We start from the raw sequence: 15,455 nt of genomic DNA on the forward strand, positions 1-15,455 counted from the left end.
CTTTTTGGTTAGCTTGAAAGCTGTGTTGGCTCAGGTGCCTCTTGTCCAGTCATCACACGATGTCCTTTTTCAGGGTCATACTGCCCTTCCCATTTAGACATGACAACAGCTGCAAGTGCATTTCCTGTTAAGTTAACAACAGTCCGCGCCATATCCATGATACGGTCCACACCTGCAATAAATGCAAGACCTTCAGCAGGTACACCGATCGTTCCTAATGTCGCGAGTAATACAACAAATGAAGTACCAGGAACGGCAGCCATTCCTTTAGATGTTACCATCAGCACAAGAACTAGTGTAAGCTGCTGGACGATCGTGAGGTCAATGCCATATACCTGTGCAAGGAAAAGCGCAGCAATGGCTTGATACAAGACGGAGCCGTCCAGATTAAACGTATAACCGATTGGGATAACGAACGAAACAATTCCTTTTGGACATCCGATGCGCTCCATTTTATCCATGACTCTTGGTAAAACTGTTTCAGAGCTGGATGTACTAAAGGCAAGAAGCATTTCGTCTTTCATGTAAGCAAGAAATCTGAAAATATTGACGCCAATCATCTTTCCGATAATTCCGAATACAACGATAAGGAAGAGAGCGAGCGCAAAATAAACAAGACCTACAAGCTTACCTAATGAAATGAGAGATTCAAGACCAAATTTTGATACGGTTACACCAATGAGTGCAAATACACCAAATGGTGCAGCTTTCATCACAACATTGACGACATGGAACATGGCATGTGATACACCCTCGAAGAAGGCGAGCACTGGTTTACCGCGTTCGCCAATCGCTGAAACGCCAAGTGCAAATAGCACAGTGAAGAAAATAATCGCAAGCAAATCACCTTCCGCCAATGATTGGAAGAAGTTCGTTGGAACGATATGAAGGAACGTATCAGCAACTGATTTGCTGCTTTGCTCTTTTTCCGTTTCAACATACTGACTAATATCTTGCTTTTCCGTATTTCCAAAGTCAACGCCTGCACCAGGCTGTACAAAGTTTGCAAGCACAAGACCAAGGACAATCGCAAATGTTGTGATAATTTCAAAATAAAGAATGGTTCTAAAACCTAGTTTCCCTACTTTTTTACCATCACCCGCACCTGCAACACCTAAAATTAAGCTGGATACGACAATTGGTATGACAATCATCTTGATGAGCCTTAAGAAGAAGTCTCCAATTGGTTTTAAGTATGTCTCGACACCTGGGTTACCGAAAAAGATTGCCCCAACAACAACACCGAGAATAAGACCGATTAGGATTTGAGTAGCCAATCCAAATTTTAATTTTTTCATAGATTTCCTCCCTAACATATTCATTAAAGGAATATTCCCACCATATTAAGTTTTAATATATGAATTAAAGTATAACTAAATTTAAAGAGGTTCGTCCACGATTAAATTATATTAAGAAAATACAAAATTATTAGAAAAAATAGACATTTAGAACCCCCTCCATTGTTTCGAGTCAATAAAAAGTGTCTTCAGAACTAAAAGTCATCATATGAAAATACTAAAAAACCCTTTTGTGACGAGGGTTTTACCTTTTTACCTATTTTTCAGAAAAAATAAAAAGCACCTTTGACTCCAACTGATGACGGAGGAAAAAAGTGCTTTTTTATTCAATTTATTTCCTTATTTAAGATAACTTACTTGTGAGCATTCCTCACATTCATTACCGTAACACTCGTGCTGTTCCATTAAATCATTTCCACATTTTGTGCATTTCTTTGAGGGCAAATTTCTAAAAAACTCTGTGATTTTTCCTAGCATTTGTCATCCTCCAATACGATTTGTTGCTATTATTGTATTATAACAGATTAATAATTGTCAATCTGTTTTGTAACAATAGGCAGGAAGAATGCTTTTTCCTTGAAAAATGGGTATATTGTAAGAAGGGGATTTTTAGAAAAGGAGGGAAAAATGACGATGAACTTAACCGTGATTGGATGCTATGGAGGGTTTCCGGCAGCTGGTGAAGCGACATCAGGCTACCTTTTTGAATCAAATGGCTTTCGTCTTCTTGTAGACTGCGGAAGCGGTGTTCTTTCAAAGCTGCAGCAATACATTGATATAGAAGAACTAGATGCTGTTCTCCTTTCTCATTATCACCACGATCATATTGCAGATATAGGACCACTCCAATATGCAAAGCTAGTGGGATATCATTTAGGAAAAAGCAGCGGCCCGCTTCCGATCTATGGACATACTGGTGATCAAGAAGCATTTGGGCGGCTTTCTGATGATGTACATACAAAGGCAAAGCCTTACCAGCCAGAAGAAGGGATTGAACTCGGACCCTTTCAAATTGATTTTTTGAAAACGATTCATCCGGCAGAATGCTATGCTATGAGAATTCAGGCAGAAGATGCTGTGGTCGTGTATACAGCAGACTCAAGCTATCAGGAGGCATTTATTCCATTTAGCAAGGGGGCAGATCTGCTCATTGCCGAAAGCAATTTTTACGCTGGACAAGATGGATCAGGTGCCGGACATATGAACAGTACGGAAGTAGGGAAGATTGCAAAGGAAGCAAATGTTGGGGAACTCATCATCACCCATCTGCCCCATTTTGGCCGTCATAAAGACCTAGTCAATGAAGCACAGGCGTTATATACTGGCAGTATACAGCTTGCCCATTCAGGGCTTAGATGGAACAAGGAAGGAAGATAGAGATGCTGTTTATCGATAACGAACAACATTATGATCCAATGATTAATTTGGCAATTGAAGAATATTGCTTAAAATATTTAGATCCAGAAGAAACATATTTGCTGTTTTACATCAATCAGCCGTCGATCATTATTGGAAAGAACCAAAATACAATAGAAGAAATCAACACAAAGTATGTGGAAGACAATGGAATCAAAGTCGTGCGCCGCTTATCCGGCGGTGGTGCAGTTTACCATGACAAAGGGAACTTAAACTTCAGCTTTATCACAAAAGATGATGGAGACAGCTTTCATAACTTTAAAAAGTTCACAGAGCCAGTTATCAAAGCGCTTGAAAAGCTAGGCGTTAAAGCTGAATTGAGCGGCAGAAATGACATCATGGCAGATGGACGTAAAATTTCTGGAAATGCCCAGTTCGCAACAAGAGGACGTATTTTCAGCCACGGCACACTGCTATTTGATTCAGAAATTGAACATGTCGTTTCGGCTTTAAATGTGAAAAAAGAAAAGATTGAATCAAAAGGCATTAAATCAATTAGAAGCAGGGTTGCCAATATTAGTGAACTGATGGATCAAAAAATGACAACAGAAGAGTTTAGAAAAATTCTTTTAAGCTACATTTTTGATACAAATGGGGACGTGCCTCAATATCGCCTGACTGAAAAGGATTGGGAAAAGATTCACGAGATTTCCCGAGATCGCTATCAAAAATGGGAATGGAACTATGGCCGTTCACCGAAATTTAATTTGCAGCATTCTAAGAGATTCCCTGCAGGCTCCATTGATTTGCGATTAGAAGTGAAAAAAGGGATGATCCAGGATTGCAAAATCTTTGGTGATTTCTTTGGCGTAGGAGATATTGCCGATATTGAGAAGCGGCTCATTGGCCAGCAATATGATCGTAAAACGATCAGTGACGTCTTAGAAAATATGGACATGCGTCACTATTTCGGCAACGTATCAAAAGAGGATTTTCTTGATTTGATTTATTAATCGCGGGAAAGCACTGCTAGGCATAGCAGTGCTTTTTTGATTGAAGGAAATGAAAGCGATTTACATTTGATCTTGTGGATTTTTTCGATTGTCGATTATAATAGAAAGGAGGAATGTTCGGCCATAAAATGAATGGCCATTCATTCATTGATGACATGTAAGGGGTGGGAGAATGGATTTGATCAAAAATCTTCAGCAGACGGCGATGACGAAGGGAGAAAATATCGCATTGATCTTTGAAGGAAAGAAGTGGACCTATCGAGAGCTGATGACAAGTATCGAGCGTTTTGCAGATGGATTAGTGAGCGAAGGGTTTCAAGCCGGGGATCATATCGCGCTTATTTTAGGAAATTCACCGCATTTTGTCATTTCTTTTTTTGGCGCATTAAAGGCAGGGCTTGTCGTTGTGCCTATTAACCCAACATACACACCTAGTGAAATTGGATATATGCTCATCACAGGTGATGTTAAAGGGATTGTTGCGCCTGAACAGCTTCTGCCAGTGTACGAGCAGGTGTATGAGCAGCTTCCTTCCATTGAAAGAGTCATTATTTGTGCAGAAAATGAAGCGGCGTGCAGATCAAGCTTCAAGGAAGTATCTGATCGGCTTGTTTTCTTTGGAAAGCTTGTGACAGGTGCTGCGAATGAAAACGTACACCCTTCCATTCAGCCAGATGATACCGCTGTTATTTTATTTACATCTGGCACGACAGGAAAACCAAAAGGTGCCATGCTGACTCATTTCAACCTTTATTCAAATGCCAGAGATGTCGCTGAGTATTTATCGATTGATAAAAAGGACAAGGTCATTGCCGCTTTGCCAATGTTCCATGTATTTTGTTTAACAGTCTGTATGAATGCGCCGTTGATTCATGGTGCGACGATTTATGTCTTGCCGCATTTCAGCCCGTCAGAGCTTTTGCGCATGATGGAAAAAGAGAAGCCAACGCTATTTGTTGGTGTGCCCACCATGTATAACTATTTGTACCGACAGGAGGGGCATAATGAAGCGATGTCATCTGTGAGGATCTGTATATCAGGCGGTGCCTCAATGCCTGTTGCCTTACTGCATGGCTTTGAGAAAAAGTTCGGAGTTACGGTCCTTGAGGGCTATGGGTTATCAGAGGCATCTCCAGTGACTGCATTCAATCCTCTTGACGGAAAAAGAAAACCGGGTTCTGTCGGAACTGACATTATGAATGTGAAGAATAAAATTGTGAATGAACTTGGAGAAGAAGTCGGTCCTAATGAAGTCGGAGAGCTGATAGCAAAAGGGCCAAACATCATGAAAGGCTATTATCAAATGCCAGAAGATACGGAAGCTGCACTAAGAGACGGCTGGCTGTATACTGGCGATTTGGCGAGAAGAGATGAAGACGGATATATTTACATTGTCGATCGGAAAAAGGATATGATTCTTGTTGGCGGTTATAATGTTTATCCAAGAGAAGTAGAAGAAGTACTATATCAACATGAAGGTGTAGCAGAAGCCGTTGTCATCGGTGTGCCAGACCCAAACACAGGAGAGGCAGTCGTCTGTTACATTTCCCCTAAGAAACATGCTCACATCAATCAAGAAGACATCATCACACATTGTTCACGCTATTTAGCAAAATATAAGCAGCCCCAAACGATCCATTTCATAGATGATATTCCTAAAAACACAACAGGTAAAATTTTAAGAAGAGCGCTAAGAGAAAAGTATCAAGCAGAAGAAAGTAAATAAAAAAAGGGAGTCTCTGATGAGGAGGCTCCCTTACAAATCCCCGCACTTCAAGGTTTTCTCTCAAAGACATTTTAGCTCTTTTGAATGGCTTCTTTTAACTGTCTCTGAAAAGAATTCGACTGTTTTTGATTCAGTTCATAAAACGTTCCATCAACTAAAAAAACGACCTGTGATCGGTTGGTCCAAAGCTGGAAGGTGGTGCCGTTTGTTCGTCCGAACATCACCTTGGCGATATAATCAGGCTTTTTTAAATTTTTCTTGAGATGATTGCTTGTTTGTTTGCCTTTATTTAATTCTTCAATTAAATCTTCTGCTGTGTCCTTATCATCTATTTCATAAGAGATTGATTCATTCGCAGGTGAGAGCAGCAATTTTTCTGCTCGATTCTCATCAAAGATTTCGCTCGTCCGGCTGAACACATAAAAGAAAGTAATTAATAAAAGTCCAAAAATCACAACTCCTGCAAGGATTTTCTTCATTTTGATCCTCCAACTTACTGTTTTACATGTAGCTTCTCCGATTTTTGAGCCGCATAATCATTTTTTTCGCGAAAGCTTTTTCAGATGGGGCATGCTATGATGGAGCCACATGAGACAGGTTCTAAACGAAAAAATGCGCGACTAGAATAGAGAGAGGGATGGAAAGGAGGCTGACCTGTGCGAGTACGTAAATGGATAGCTCTTGTAACGGTAGCATACATATTGTACGGTCTTTTTATTTATTCGTATTTGTTTCTAATGGGGGATTCATCGGTACCTGAAAGTATAAAAGAGACAAGTGCAGATCCGCATACTTTTATGACAAGCCATGAGCTTGTGATCAGTGAGAATTTCTCGAACATACGGAACCTGCTGTATTTCATAACCATCCCATTAGATTGGTATGTCTTTTTTCTTTTGCTCATTTCAGGGTTTTCACGGAAAATAGCAGACTGGAGCTTGGCAGCAGCCCGTTTCAAGTTTTTAAGCAAACTTGTGTATGTGTTTGTGCTGTCACTTTTAACAATGATCATTTCATTCCCAATTAAATGGATTGGCTATCAGCTGTCTTTACACTACGGAGTATCTTCACAAAGTACGGCAAGCTGGTTGAAAGATCAAACACTGGATTTTTGGATTCAATATCCGCTCCTTGCCCTTTGTGCTATTGTGTTCTTTTGGCTGATTCAAAAGAGAAGAAAGCGCTGGTGGCTGTATGCGTGGTGTTTGACAGTCCCAGTTACGCTGTTTCTCTTCTTTATACAGCCGGTCGTCATTGATCCGTTATATAACAATTTTTATCCACTAAAGGATCAAGCCCTAGAGAAGAAGATATTAACGCTGGCAGACAAAGCGCATATTCCGGCAGATCATGTATACGAGGTCAATATGTCTGAAAAAACGAATACGATGAACGCTTATGTCACAGGAATAGGTGAAAATAAGCGTATTGTTTTATGGGATACAACACTGCAAAAGCTGAAAGACCGCGAAATTTTATTTATCATGGCGCATGAAATGGGACATTACGTCATGAAACATGTCTATATTGGGTTAGCAGGATATTTAGTGCTGTCACTGGCCGGATTTTTTGTAATCGACCGTCTTTATTTTTATCTTTATCAAAAAGGAGCAGCCTCATTTCGACTCAAGGTGTCTAACGACATCGCCGCTCTTCCGCTTCTTTTAATCATCGTTTCCATGCTGTCATTTGCAGCTTCACCTTTTACAAATGCAGTGTCAAGGCATCAAGAACGGGCAGCCGACGAATATGCGGTGAACATGACAAAAGACGGGAATGCAGGCGTAACGTCTTTTCAAAAGCTTGCAAAATCAGGGCTCTCCCAGGTGAATCCACCATTTCTAGTGAAGATTTTCCGCTATGGACACCCGACCATGATGGAAAGAATTATGGATATGGAAAAAGCAGCGGAAAAAGAGAAAACGCCGAAAAAGCAGGAATAAATAAAATCCGGCTGGATCAGCCGGATTTTTATTATCACATTTGGATTAGTTAGAAGCCGCTTGAACGTTGATTAACCCTTTTCCGTAATAGAATGAGTCACCAAGCGGTGTTGCCGTGTTTTCTAAGCGCTGGCGAACCTGAGAAGTTGATAGATTCGGATACTTAGAAAGGATAAGCGCTGCTGCTCCTGCTACATGAGGAGACGCCATAGATGTTCCAGTATAAGAAGTGTATCCACTGCTTGGCACCGTACTTAAAATAGAAGTACCAGGTGCAGAAACATCTAATTCAGGACCTGCGCTAGAAGATGAGTTTCTGACATTGTTACTGTTTACATTGGCAACAGCAATTGTAGAATCGTATTTTGCTGGATAGCCAACGGTGCTAGTAGAGCCAAATGAACCTGAATTTCCTGCTGCGGCAACGACAACTACTCCGCGGTTATTCGCTGTGTCAACAGCATTTTTAAGCGCTGTGGAGCCGTTTGGTCCGCCTAAGCTCATATTGATGACATCCATGTTATTCGCTACAGCCCATTCAATACCGCTAATAATCCAGCTGTATTGTCCGTCGCCATTACGGTCTAATACTTTCACAGCATATAGGGAAGCGCTTGGAGCGACCCCAAGAACACCAATTGTGTTATCAAGGGCAGCAATGGTTCCTGCTACGTGAGTTCCATGTGATTGAAAGTCTTGGGTGGCATTTGGCTCTGAAGGGACGAAGCTCGCACCGCCTGCAACATTTAAGTCAGGGTGTGCAGCGTGGATTCCAGTATCAAGGACAGCTACTTTGACATTAGCACCTTTATAACCTTGAGCGTGTACAGCTGGAGCTTTGATTTGAGGGATTCCATAAGGGACGGTTTGTGCATATGCTTCTGCTTTATGGTCTTCTTCTACGTAAGCAATGCTAGGGTCATGTTCAAGTTTCTTGGCGGCTTGTTCGGACATTTTCACTTGTGCAGCATTAATGAGGCGGTATTGTTTTTCTAGTTTTCCACCATTTTGAATGACAGCTTGTTTCTTAGAGCTGTTTGTGGTGGCAGAGGCTTTAAAACCAACAATATAGCTTTTTTCACTATCTGTTTTGGAGACCGTTTCGGCATTTGCCATGGATCCTCCAAACCCTGCTGAAAACAGAAGAGGGACAGCCAATAAAACACTTGTCATCACATTTTTCTTTTTCACGCACATTCCACATCCCTTTTTTCTTATTTCAGAATAATCATCCGTAGTCTATAAGAATGAACCGTTTGATTATTCTGTATATTCAGTTTAAGGGAAGTAGGCAAATAAGAGTAGACCCGAATTTTTGTGAAAGTCCTAGCGAAAATTGGGGAATTAAGTCACTTGGAACTGGTGGTAAAATATGTTTATTCTATCATTTCAGCGATGTTCTATTAAAAAGGGAGTGTGCTTTTTTTCTCATGATCCATTTCCGGTTAAATATTCGATACCCGAAAAGCCATAAAATAGGTAGAATCGTCTAGCATCTATTTCGAATTTCGATATAAAAAAATATTATTTTATCATTGTTTTTGCCATAAAAAAGAACCTGCTAAGATAACAGGCTCTTTAAGAAGGGGCGGATTGAGTTAAATGGCTGACCACGTTGTAATCACGGACCTTCCATTTACCATCTGACCATTCCACATAATTTAAGCAAGCATTAACAAGTCTCGTGTTCTGTAGACCCATATGTTCATCTGCCAAAGTGGTGAGTAAAGCATGGATAGCAGCTCCGTGAGCCACGATCAGGACATGTTGATCTGGATAGGCGGCTCTGACTTTCTCAATACCTTCTAGCATTCGGTTTTGAATCGTCTCAATTGGTTCCATATTTGGATACTGTTTATCTGGAAACAGCTTCTGACGCTCCTCAAACGACATGCCTTCAGCGTCACCATAATCTCGTTCTATAAAATCATCCATGATGACAAGTGGAGCATGGACATGATTTAAAATCAAGTGTGCCGTTTCTTTTGCCCTTGTTAGTGGACTGGAAATGACAACATCCCAATGGACATCCTTTAAGTAAAGTCCAGTTTGTTCAGCCTGCCATTTACCTGTGTCGTTTAAAGGGATATCTGTTCGTCCTTGAATTCGTTTCGCTGCATTCCAATCTGTTTCCCCGTGTCTGACTAGGCAAATTGTTGTCAATCAAATCCCGCCTTTTCTATCTTTTCTTCTATTATACTAAAGCAGAAGAAAAAAGACTGTATTAGCGATTTGTCAGGCTTGTTAAGGATTCGACGGAGCTTGCAACTTGAGACACCGTTTGTTTGACTTCCTTCAATTCGTTAAGGAAAGTCTGAAGGTCAATTTCAATTTTTCCGTTTTGGTTTTTGCTTAAGTTCATGCTGCTGACGATATCATCGAAGAGTGAATTGATTTGTGTCATTTTTTCTTTACTGTCTGTCACAAGTAAATTCACGTCCGCAATGTGCTGAGAGACAATGGCGATTTGTGAATTGGTATTGTTGACAAGTTCAGATACAGTTGAAACCGTTTTCTTTGTGTCCTCTGATAATTTGCGCACCTCGTTTGCAACGACAGCAAAGCCTTTTCCATGTTCTCCTGCTCGTTCAGATTCGATTGAAGCATTTAAAGATAACAAGTTCGTCTGCTCTGCAATGCCTGTGACAATCCCAAAGATTTGTTCAATTTGTTTGGCGATTTCCTCAAGACGCTTAATTTCTGTTTCAATCTTCGTCATGCTGCCATCAATCTGATTCATTTGTGTTTGCTGAATTTCTAATTCTTTTTTACCGCCGATTGATTTTTCTTCGACCTGTGCTGAAATTTGTGTTCCAGCTTGTGACATGTCCGCCATCTCATCCGATTTTGAGACAAGCTTGTCGACCGCACTTGTTGTGTTTGAGAAGAGCGAAGCAAGCGAATTTGAAGTCTCTGTGATTTTTGTATGAAGCTCCTGCTGCTGCTCTTCTGCTTCATCACGAATTTTAGAATATTCATTTTGGAATGTATCTAGAACAAGCTGCTGCTCTAAATTTAAAATTTTCGTCGTCGCTTTGACCGCTGTCTGATATTCTTTGAAATCTTGGATATGGTTAGCGAATAAATCCATAATTGATAGCAGAAGGTCTTGGAATGCTGCCATGTACCATTTAGGCTGGAGTCCAATCCGTAAATGAACTTGCGCAATTTTAATGCGTTTTGCCACATAGGCTTCGTCAATCACGCCTGCAAACATTTCGCTAATATGAATGCGGAGTGTTTTTTTCAAACGATCGACAGAACTATTGTCTTGAATGATATGCATCAAGGAAGACTCGACTTCTAAATTTTTATAAAACTTATCAACAATATGTGCAATATCATCCTGAACAATTGGATTGAGCTGCTTTAATATCAATAGGTCATGCTGCGTCAGGTCAATCATTTTGATTTGTTTGGCGATGTCCGTATTGTTCGAGAAGTTGATTCGTTTTATCCCATCATCCTGCTGTGTGAAAAAAGCAGTGTTTTTTCTTTTCGGTTCTTTTTTAAATAACAATGTGTTTGTCCCCCCATAATCATCAAAAATATCAGACTTTATGTTTTTTATCGGATAATATTGGATTTTTTAAAGGGGGGGACGAGTGAAATTTTACTGTTCTTTATATGACCTTTTTAGTGGTTTTTTAGCAGGGCCTTCTACTACTTCTCCAGTAATGGAAAAACGTGAACCGTGACACGGACAGTCCCAAGTGCGGTCACTATTATTCCAAGCCACTTCACAGCCTAGGTGAGTACATGTTGTATCGACTAGAAAGACATTCCCATCCTCTGATTTATAGGCGCCGCACTTTTTATGTTCATACGAGATAATGCCGCCCTCACCTGGTTTTAAATCATCGATTGTTTGATCAGTTCGTTTGAATTTACCACTGATCAGCTTGGCAGCGACATTGGCATTTTCTTTAACGAAATCTTTGACGAAAGAGTCAGTAACAGGTCTTGATGGCGTAAAGATTGATTCGTATGGATTCGATTTACCTTCAATTAAATCACCGATAAGAGTGGCAGCGACGTGGCTTGTAGTCATGCCCCATTTTCTAAAGCCGGTTGCTACAAAGATATTCTGGTGGTGTTTGGTCAGGCGGCCAATGTAAGGGATTTGATCCATTGTGACCATATCGTGGGTTGACCAGCGATACAGCACTTCTTCTATTCCGAGGGTGGCATCTCCAAACGTTTCTAGTCCTTCATAGTGAGCGGATTCATCTCCGCCTTGTCCTGTTTTATGGCCTTCTCCTCCGATGAGGACTACTTCTTCTCCGTCCCATTCTGCCGTTCTTAAAGAGTGAGCAGGCTGGTCAATTCCTAGGTACATTCCGTCTGTGAGTGGTTTGGTTGTTTTAGCTGCTACGACATAGGATTGCTCTGGATGAATACGGGTGAAATAAAGTCCTTTTCCATCATAAAAAGGAAAGTGTGAGCATGAAATGACATAGCGCCCTGTCAGATGATATCCGCTTTTTGTGACGACAGCAGGGCGGTTCCCTTCTTTTACATCAACAGCGGTTGTTTGTTCAAAGATACGTACACCTCGCTCTAGGAGCTTGTCGATTAGCGCATTGAGATAATGAAGGGGATGAAACTGTGCCTGATTGGTCATCGCAAGGGCTGCTTTAATGTCAGCGTCAAAAGGAAGCTTTGTTTTCCATTCCCGGTCAATACCAAGCTGTTTGTAGGCATCTAATTCCTTCTTTAACTTTTTTACACCGCTTTCTTCCTTTGTATAAAGGTAAGCATCTTTTATCTCTAGCTGACAATCGATGTCGTGCTCTTTGATACGAGCTTGAATGAGGTCTTTTGCTTTCTCATTTGCTTCTACATACAAACGTGCTTTTGGCATCCCAATTTGTTGAATCAGCTCATAATAGTACACATCATGCTGTGAGGTGATTTTAGCCGTTGTGTGTCCGGTCGTGCCTTGCAGCAATTGTTCGGCATCAATGATGATCACATCTAATCCTCGCTCTGTCATTTCAAACGCCGCAGCGATACCGCTAATACCGCCGCCGACAATGATCACATCTGCTGTGAGATCTTCACTGACAGCAGGAAAAGAATGCTTCTGACTATCCGCCAGCCATAACGATTTTGCCTGTTCCATTCCTTTATGTTCTTGTTCCATGTTGTCGCCTCCATTGATTTGTTGTGTATAATTTTTCCACAATGCTGAAAATCATACATCTGAAAGGAAACAGGGGCGTCATACATAAAAAAGCAGCCAGCACATAAAAATAAACAAGATAAAAGGAAGGAGTGGACTAACGTGTCAACAAAGCAGCCGAAGAAAACATTACCGCCTCAGCACCAAAATGAACGTCCGGGTCTTGAATATAAAATGAACCCTAGACCTGTCTTTGATCGTGAGGTGCAGAATAAAAAGTTAGCAGGAAAAACAGCCATTGTGACAGGTGGAGACAGCGGGATTGGAAGAGCAGTCTCTGTTTTATTTGCGAAGGAAGGTGCCAATGTCGCCATTGTTTACTTAAGTGAACATCGTGATGCCGAGGAGACGAAGGACTATATTGAGAAAGCGGGAGGCCGTGTCATCTTAATTGCAGGTGATTTAGGGGATGAGGCTTTTTCTAATGAGGTCGTCAAAAAAACAAAAGATGCCTTCGGTTCCATTGATATTTTGGTGAATAACGCCGGGGAACAGCATCCACAAAAAAGCATTGAGCAAATTACCTCGCATCAGCTTCTTCGGACGTTTCAAACGAATATTTTTGCCATGTTTTATTTAACAAAGGCTGTTCTTCCTCATTTAAAAAAAGGAAGCAGTATCATTAATACAGCCTCTGTCACCGCCTATAAAGGGCATGAAACATTGATCGATTATTCATCCACAAAAGGGGCGGTCGTTACCTTTACGAGATCATTATCTTTATCGCTCATTAAACAAGGGATTAGAGTGAATGGAGTAGCTCCCGGTCCTATTTGGACACCGCTGATTCCCTCAACCTTTACGGAAAAAGAAGTCTCTGAATTTGGCGGAGATGTCCCAATGGAACGTCCTGGTGAGCCAGTAGAGCTTGCGCCAAGTTATTTATTTTTAGCGAGCGAAGACTCATCTTATATGAATGGACAAATGCTGCATGTGAATGGCGGGACCATTTTAAATGGATAAACAAAAAACTTGCGGTAAAGAGACGAGTTACTGTCTCTCTGCCGCAAGTAAAATCATCATGATTGATGTAAGCAGTGTTCTGCATATTGAGCTGACAAGTCATTGAATCGCTTTTCATCACGCTGATCCAGTGCCTTATCAATCTCTTCTCTTAGGAAGGTTAAGCGCTGTTTATAAAGCGCCTCATCTAAAACCATTTGAATATAGATGTCTAAAATGGTGACGCCGTTTTCTTCGGTTTTTTGGGTGTTGCGGGACTTCATGAGCTCAGCATACGTTTTTTTCTCTTTCATAAAGAATCCCCCCGATGCCTTTTTTATAGTATATGGATTGGCGGAGAAAAAATCAACAAAAATTTATAATTTTTAGACAATTTATTTTTGAGCAGAATCGACACCTTTGTCCAATCGACAGGATGTGATATATCTTTAAAAATGGCTTTTCGATAGATCGAATGGACTAAAAAATATGATAAAAAGATGATTTTTAATAAATTTTAAAAAAATCCTGTCGTTTCTTATATGTTGGTGATAGATTAATAGTATCTCAAATAACCAAATATTAACACAGGAGGAAATGAAGTGTCAGGAATTAGTGAAACACCTTTAGATTCATACGTCATTAATCAAACAACAATGGCGGTCCTTCCAGTTGAAGAAGGAAAAAGAGTATATTCAAAAGTTATAGAAAGAGAGACAAGCTTTTACGTTGAATTAAAGCCCCTGCAAATTATTGAACGCAGCTGCAGATTCTTCGGCTCAAGCTATGCAGGCAGAAAGGCGGGAACATACGAAGTAACAGGAATTTCTCACAAACCCCCAATTGTGATTGACTCATCCAATCATCTGTATTTTTTCCCAACCTATTCATCCAACCGTCCTCAGTGCGGCTGGATCTCCCACAAATACATTCATACCTTCCAAGAATCATCCCTCGGAGACACGGTGGTCACCTTTACAAACGAACAAGCCGTCAAACTTGATGTCTCATATAAATCATTTGAGAGTCAGGTGCACCGGACAGCATATCTCCGAACGAAATTTCAAGATCGTCTCGATGGAGGTCTTCCGAAGAAACAAGAATTTATGCTGTATCCAAAAGAACAGCAGCTCAATCTCGTATACGATTTTATATTAAGGGAGCTTCGAAACAAATATTAGTCAAAAGCCAGCGGCAGAGCAGCCGCTGGACCTCTTATCCAGCATGAATGAAATGCAAAAAGGCGCCGCTACATCATAAAGAAGAATTCATTGAAACCAAATACGTATGTCTCGTCGTCTATTGGTTGTTTGGGAAATGACAGGGAAATGTGAATCCTTAGACATATTTTCATTCATTTATCCATAAATCACAGAAGAGACACGAGCTTGTCTGTTACAATAAAAGAAATCTTATGTGGTAAAGGATGCTTATATTTGACCGATATGAACGAATGGGATGATGAAGAAATGGAGGCTCTGTATGAAAAAACAATCACATTTGGTGCTGCTATTTATCCTAACTTTGACATTACTAGCAGCCTGTCAGCAAGCAGGTCAGCCGCCTTCAAAGCAAGACACAAAAGAAGCTGCTTATGAACAATGGGTGCAGTCTTATATGGATGAGTTAAATAAAGCATATGAAAATATGACCGATCAGTTTATCTCAGATGGACATGGAAAGATCCAAACAAATAAAAAATTGACAGAAGCGACGAAAGCATTTGATCGTGTGATTCAAAAAGGGCTTGATCATCAAGAAGTTCCAGCTGCTTACCAAAAGGCCGATCAACAATTAAAGACAGGCCTTGCTTCATTTGAAAAAGGGATCAGTAAGGTGGAAAAGCTCTTGAAGCATCCCGATCAAGAAAAGCTGTTTATTTCCGCTACCCTTCATTTTCAGGATGGCTTGCAGCAGACAGCCGCATTTATGGAAGAAGTAGGTCAGATTCAGCAATCATCCTAAAAAAGCTTGGAAGTAAACCTTCCAGGC

Annotated in this window: 15 protein-coding genes; 7 read left to right on the top strand and 8 right to left on the bottom strand. The window is 40.7% G+C overall.

Annotated features, from left to right (window positions below):
* Nucleotides 1-8: 8 nt before the first annotated feature.
* Both NSU13_RS05060 and yhfH read right to left on the bottom strand, forming a co-directional pair.
* The gene (locus tag NSU13_RS05060; protein WP_034282190.1) at nt 9-1,298 is read right to left on the bottom strand and encodes a cation:dicarboxylase symporter family transporter; all 1,290 of its coding nucleotides are present in this window, start codon (nt 1,296-1,298) and stop codon (nt 9-11) included.
* A 339-nt stretch (nt 1,299-1,637) separates the two neighbouring features.
* Complete coding sequence (gene yhfH / locus NSU13_RS05065) at nt 1,638-1,775, bottom strand: protein YhfH (RefSeq protein WP_008359029.1); 138 nt, start codon at nt 1,773-1,775, stop codon at nt 1,638-1,640.
* Between the two features lie 156 nt (nt 1,776-1,931).
* On the opposite strand from yhfH, the gene NSU13_RS05070 reads away from it, so the two are divergent.
* The 3 genes from NSU13_RS05070 (at nt 1,932) to NSU13_RS05080 (ending at nt 5,393) form a co-directional block, all read left to right on the top strand.
* Entirely contained in the window at nt 1,932-2,675 is a 744-nt protein-coding gene (locus NSU13_RS05070; protein ID WP_342490026.1) for an MBL fold metallo-hydrolase, read from the top strand.
* Nucleotides 2,676-2,677: 2 nt separating this feature from the next.
* On the top strand, nt 2,678-3,667 hold the full coding sequence (locus NSU13_RS05075; protein WP_098676786.1) for a lipoate--protein ligase: 990 nt from the start codon (nt 2,678-2,680) through the stop codon (nt 3,665-3,667).
* 172 nt (nt 3,668-3,839) lie between these two features.
* Nucleotides 3,840-5,393, top strand: a complete 1,554-nt coding sequence (locus tag NSU13_RS05080; RefSeq protein WP_034282189.1) for a fatty acid--CoA ligase family protein — start codon at nt 3,840-3,842, stop codon at nt 5,391-5,393.
* A gap of 71 nt (nt 5,394-5,464) precedes the next feature.
* Here NSU13_RS05080 and NSU13_RS05085 read toward each other — a convergent pair whose 3' ends face one another.
* Entirely contained in the window at nt 5,465-5,872 is a 408-nt protein-coding gene (locus NSU13_RS05085; protein ID WP_034282188.1) for a hypothetical protein, read from the bottom strand.
* Nucleotides 5,873-6,049: 177 nt separating this feature from the next.
* Between NSU13_RS05085 and NSU13_RS05090 the strand changes: the two genes are divergently transcribed.
* The gene (locus NSU13_RS05090) at nt 6,050-7,336 is read left to right on the top strand and encodes a M48 family metallopeptidase (RefSeq protein ID WP_034282187.1); all 1,287 of its coding nucleotides are present in this window, start codon (nt 6,050-6,052) and stop codon (nt 7,334-7,336) included.
* A gap of 45 nt (nt 7,337-7,381) precedes the next feature.
* Here the strand turns inward: NSU13_RS05090 and NSU13_RS05095 are convergent, their stop codons facing one another.
* From NSU13_RS05095 to NSU13_RS05110, 4 genes are all read right to left on the bottom strand, one after another.
* Nucleotides 7,382-8,527: a S8 family peptidase gene (locus NSU13_RS05095; RefSeq protein WP_034282323.1), complete on the bottom strand. Its 1,146-nt coding sequence runs from the start codon at nt 8,525-8,527 to the stop codon at nt 7,382-7,384.
* 387 nt (nt 8,528-8,914) lie between these two features.
* Nucleotides 8,915-9,499 carry a histidine phosphatase family protein gene (locus tag NSU13_RS05100; protein WP_024426547.1) on the bottom strand — a complete coding sequence of 195 codons (585 nt, stop codon included), beginning with the start codon at nt 9,497-9,499 and terminating at the stop codon, nt 8,915-8,917.
* A 61-nt stretch (nt 9,500-9,560) separates the two neighbouring features.
* Nucleotides 9,561-10,856, bottom strand: coding sequence for a globin-coupled sensor protein (locus NSU13_RS05105; protein WP_342489908.1), 1,296 nt, complete (start codon nt 10,854-10,856; stop codon nt 9,561-9,563).
* Nucleotides 10,857-10,949: 93 nt separating this feature from the next.
* On the bottom strand, nt 10,950-12,482 hold the full coding sequence (locus NSU13_RS05110) for an FAD-dependent oxidoreductase (RefSeq protein WP_328699310.1): 1,533 nt from the start codon (nt 12,480-12,482) through the stop codon (nt 10,950-10,952).
* A 141-nt stretch (nt 12,483-12,623) separates the two neighbouring features.
* Here NSU13_RS05110 and NSU13_RS05115 point away from each other — a divergent pair, with 141 nt between their 5' ends.
* Nucleotides 12,624-13,484: an SDR family oxidoreductase gene (locus NSU13_RS05115; protein ID WP_034282185.1), complete on the top strand. Its 861-nt coding sequence runs from the start codon at nt 12,624-12,626 to the stop codon at nt 13,482-13,484.
* 56 nt (nt 13,485-13,540) lie between these two features.
* Here NSU13_RS05115 and NSU13_RS05120 read toward each other — a convergent pair whose 3' ends face one another.
* Nucleotides 13,541-13,777, bottom strand: coding sequence for an IDEAL domain-containing protein (locus NSU13_RS05120; protein WP_008348804.1), 237 nt, complete (start codon nt 13,775-13,777; stop codon nt 13,541-13,543).
* A 288-nt stretch (nt 13,778-14,065) separates the two neighbouring features.
* On the opposite strand from NSU13_RS05120, the gene NSU13_RS05125 reads away from it, so the two are divergent.
* Both NSU13_RS05125 and NSU13_RS05130 read left to right on the top strand, forming a co-directional pair.
* Complete coding sequence (locus NSU13_RS05125) at nt 14,066-14,644, top strand: competence protein ComK (protein ID WP_041117040.1); 579 nt, start codon at nt 14,066-14,068, stop codon at nt 14,642-14,644.
* A gap of 301 nt (nt 14,645-14,945) precedes the next feature.
* Nucleotides 14,946-15,428 (top strand): hypothetical protein, encoded by a 483-nt coding sequence (locus tag NSU13_RS05130; protein ID WP_041117042.1) that lies wholly within the window; start codon nt 14,946-14,948, stop codon nt 15,426-15,428.
* Nucleotides 15,429-15,455 lie beyond the last annotated feature (27 nt).

Source organism: Bacillus sp. FSL M8-0049 (genome assembly GCF_038593355.1).
GTDB classification, from domain to species: domain Bacteria; phylum Bacillota; class Bacilli; order Bacillales; family Bacillaceae; genus Bacillus; species Bacillus safensis.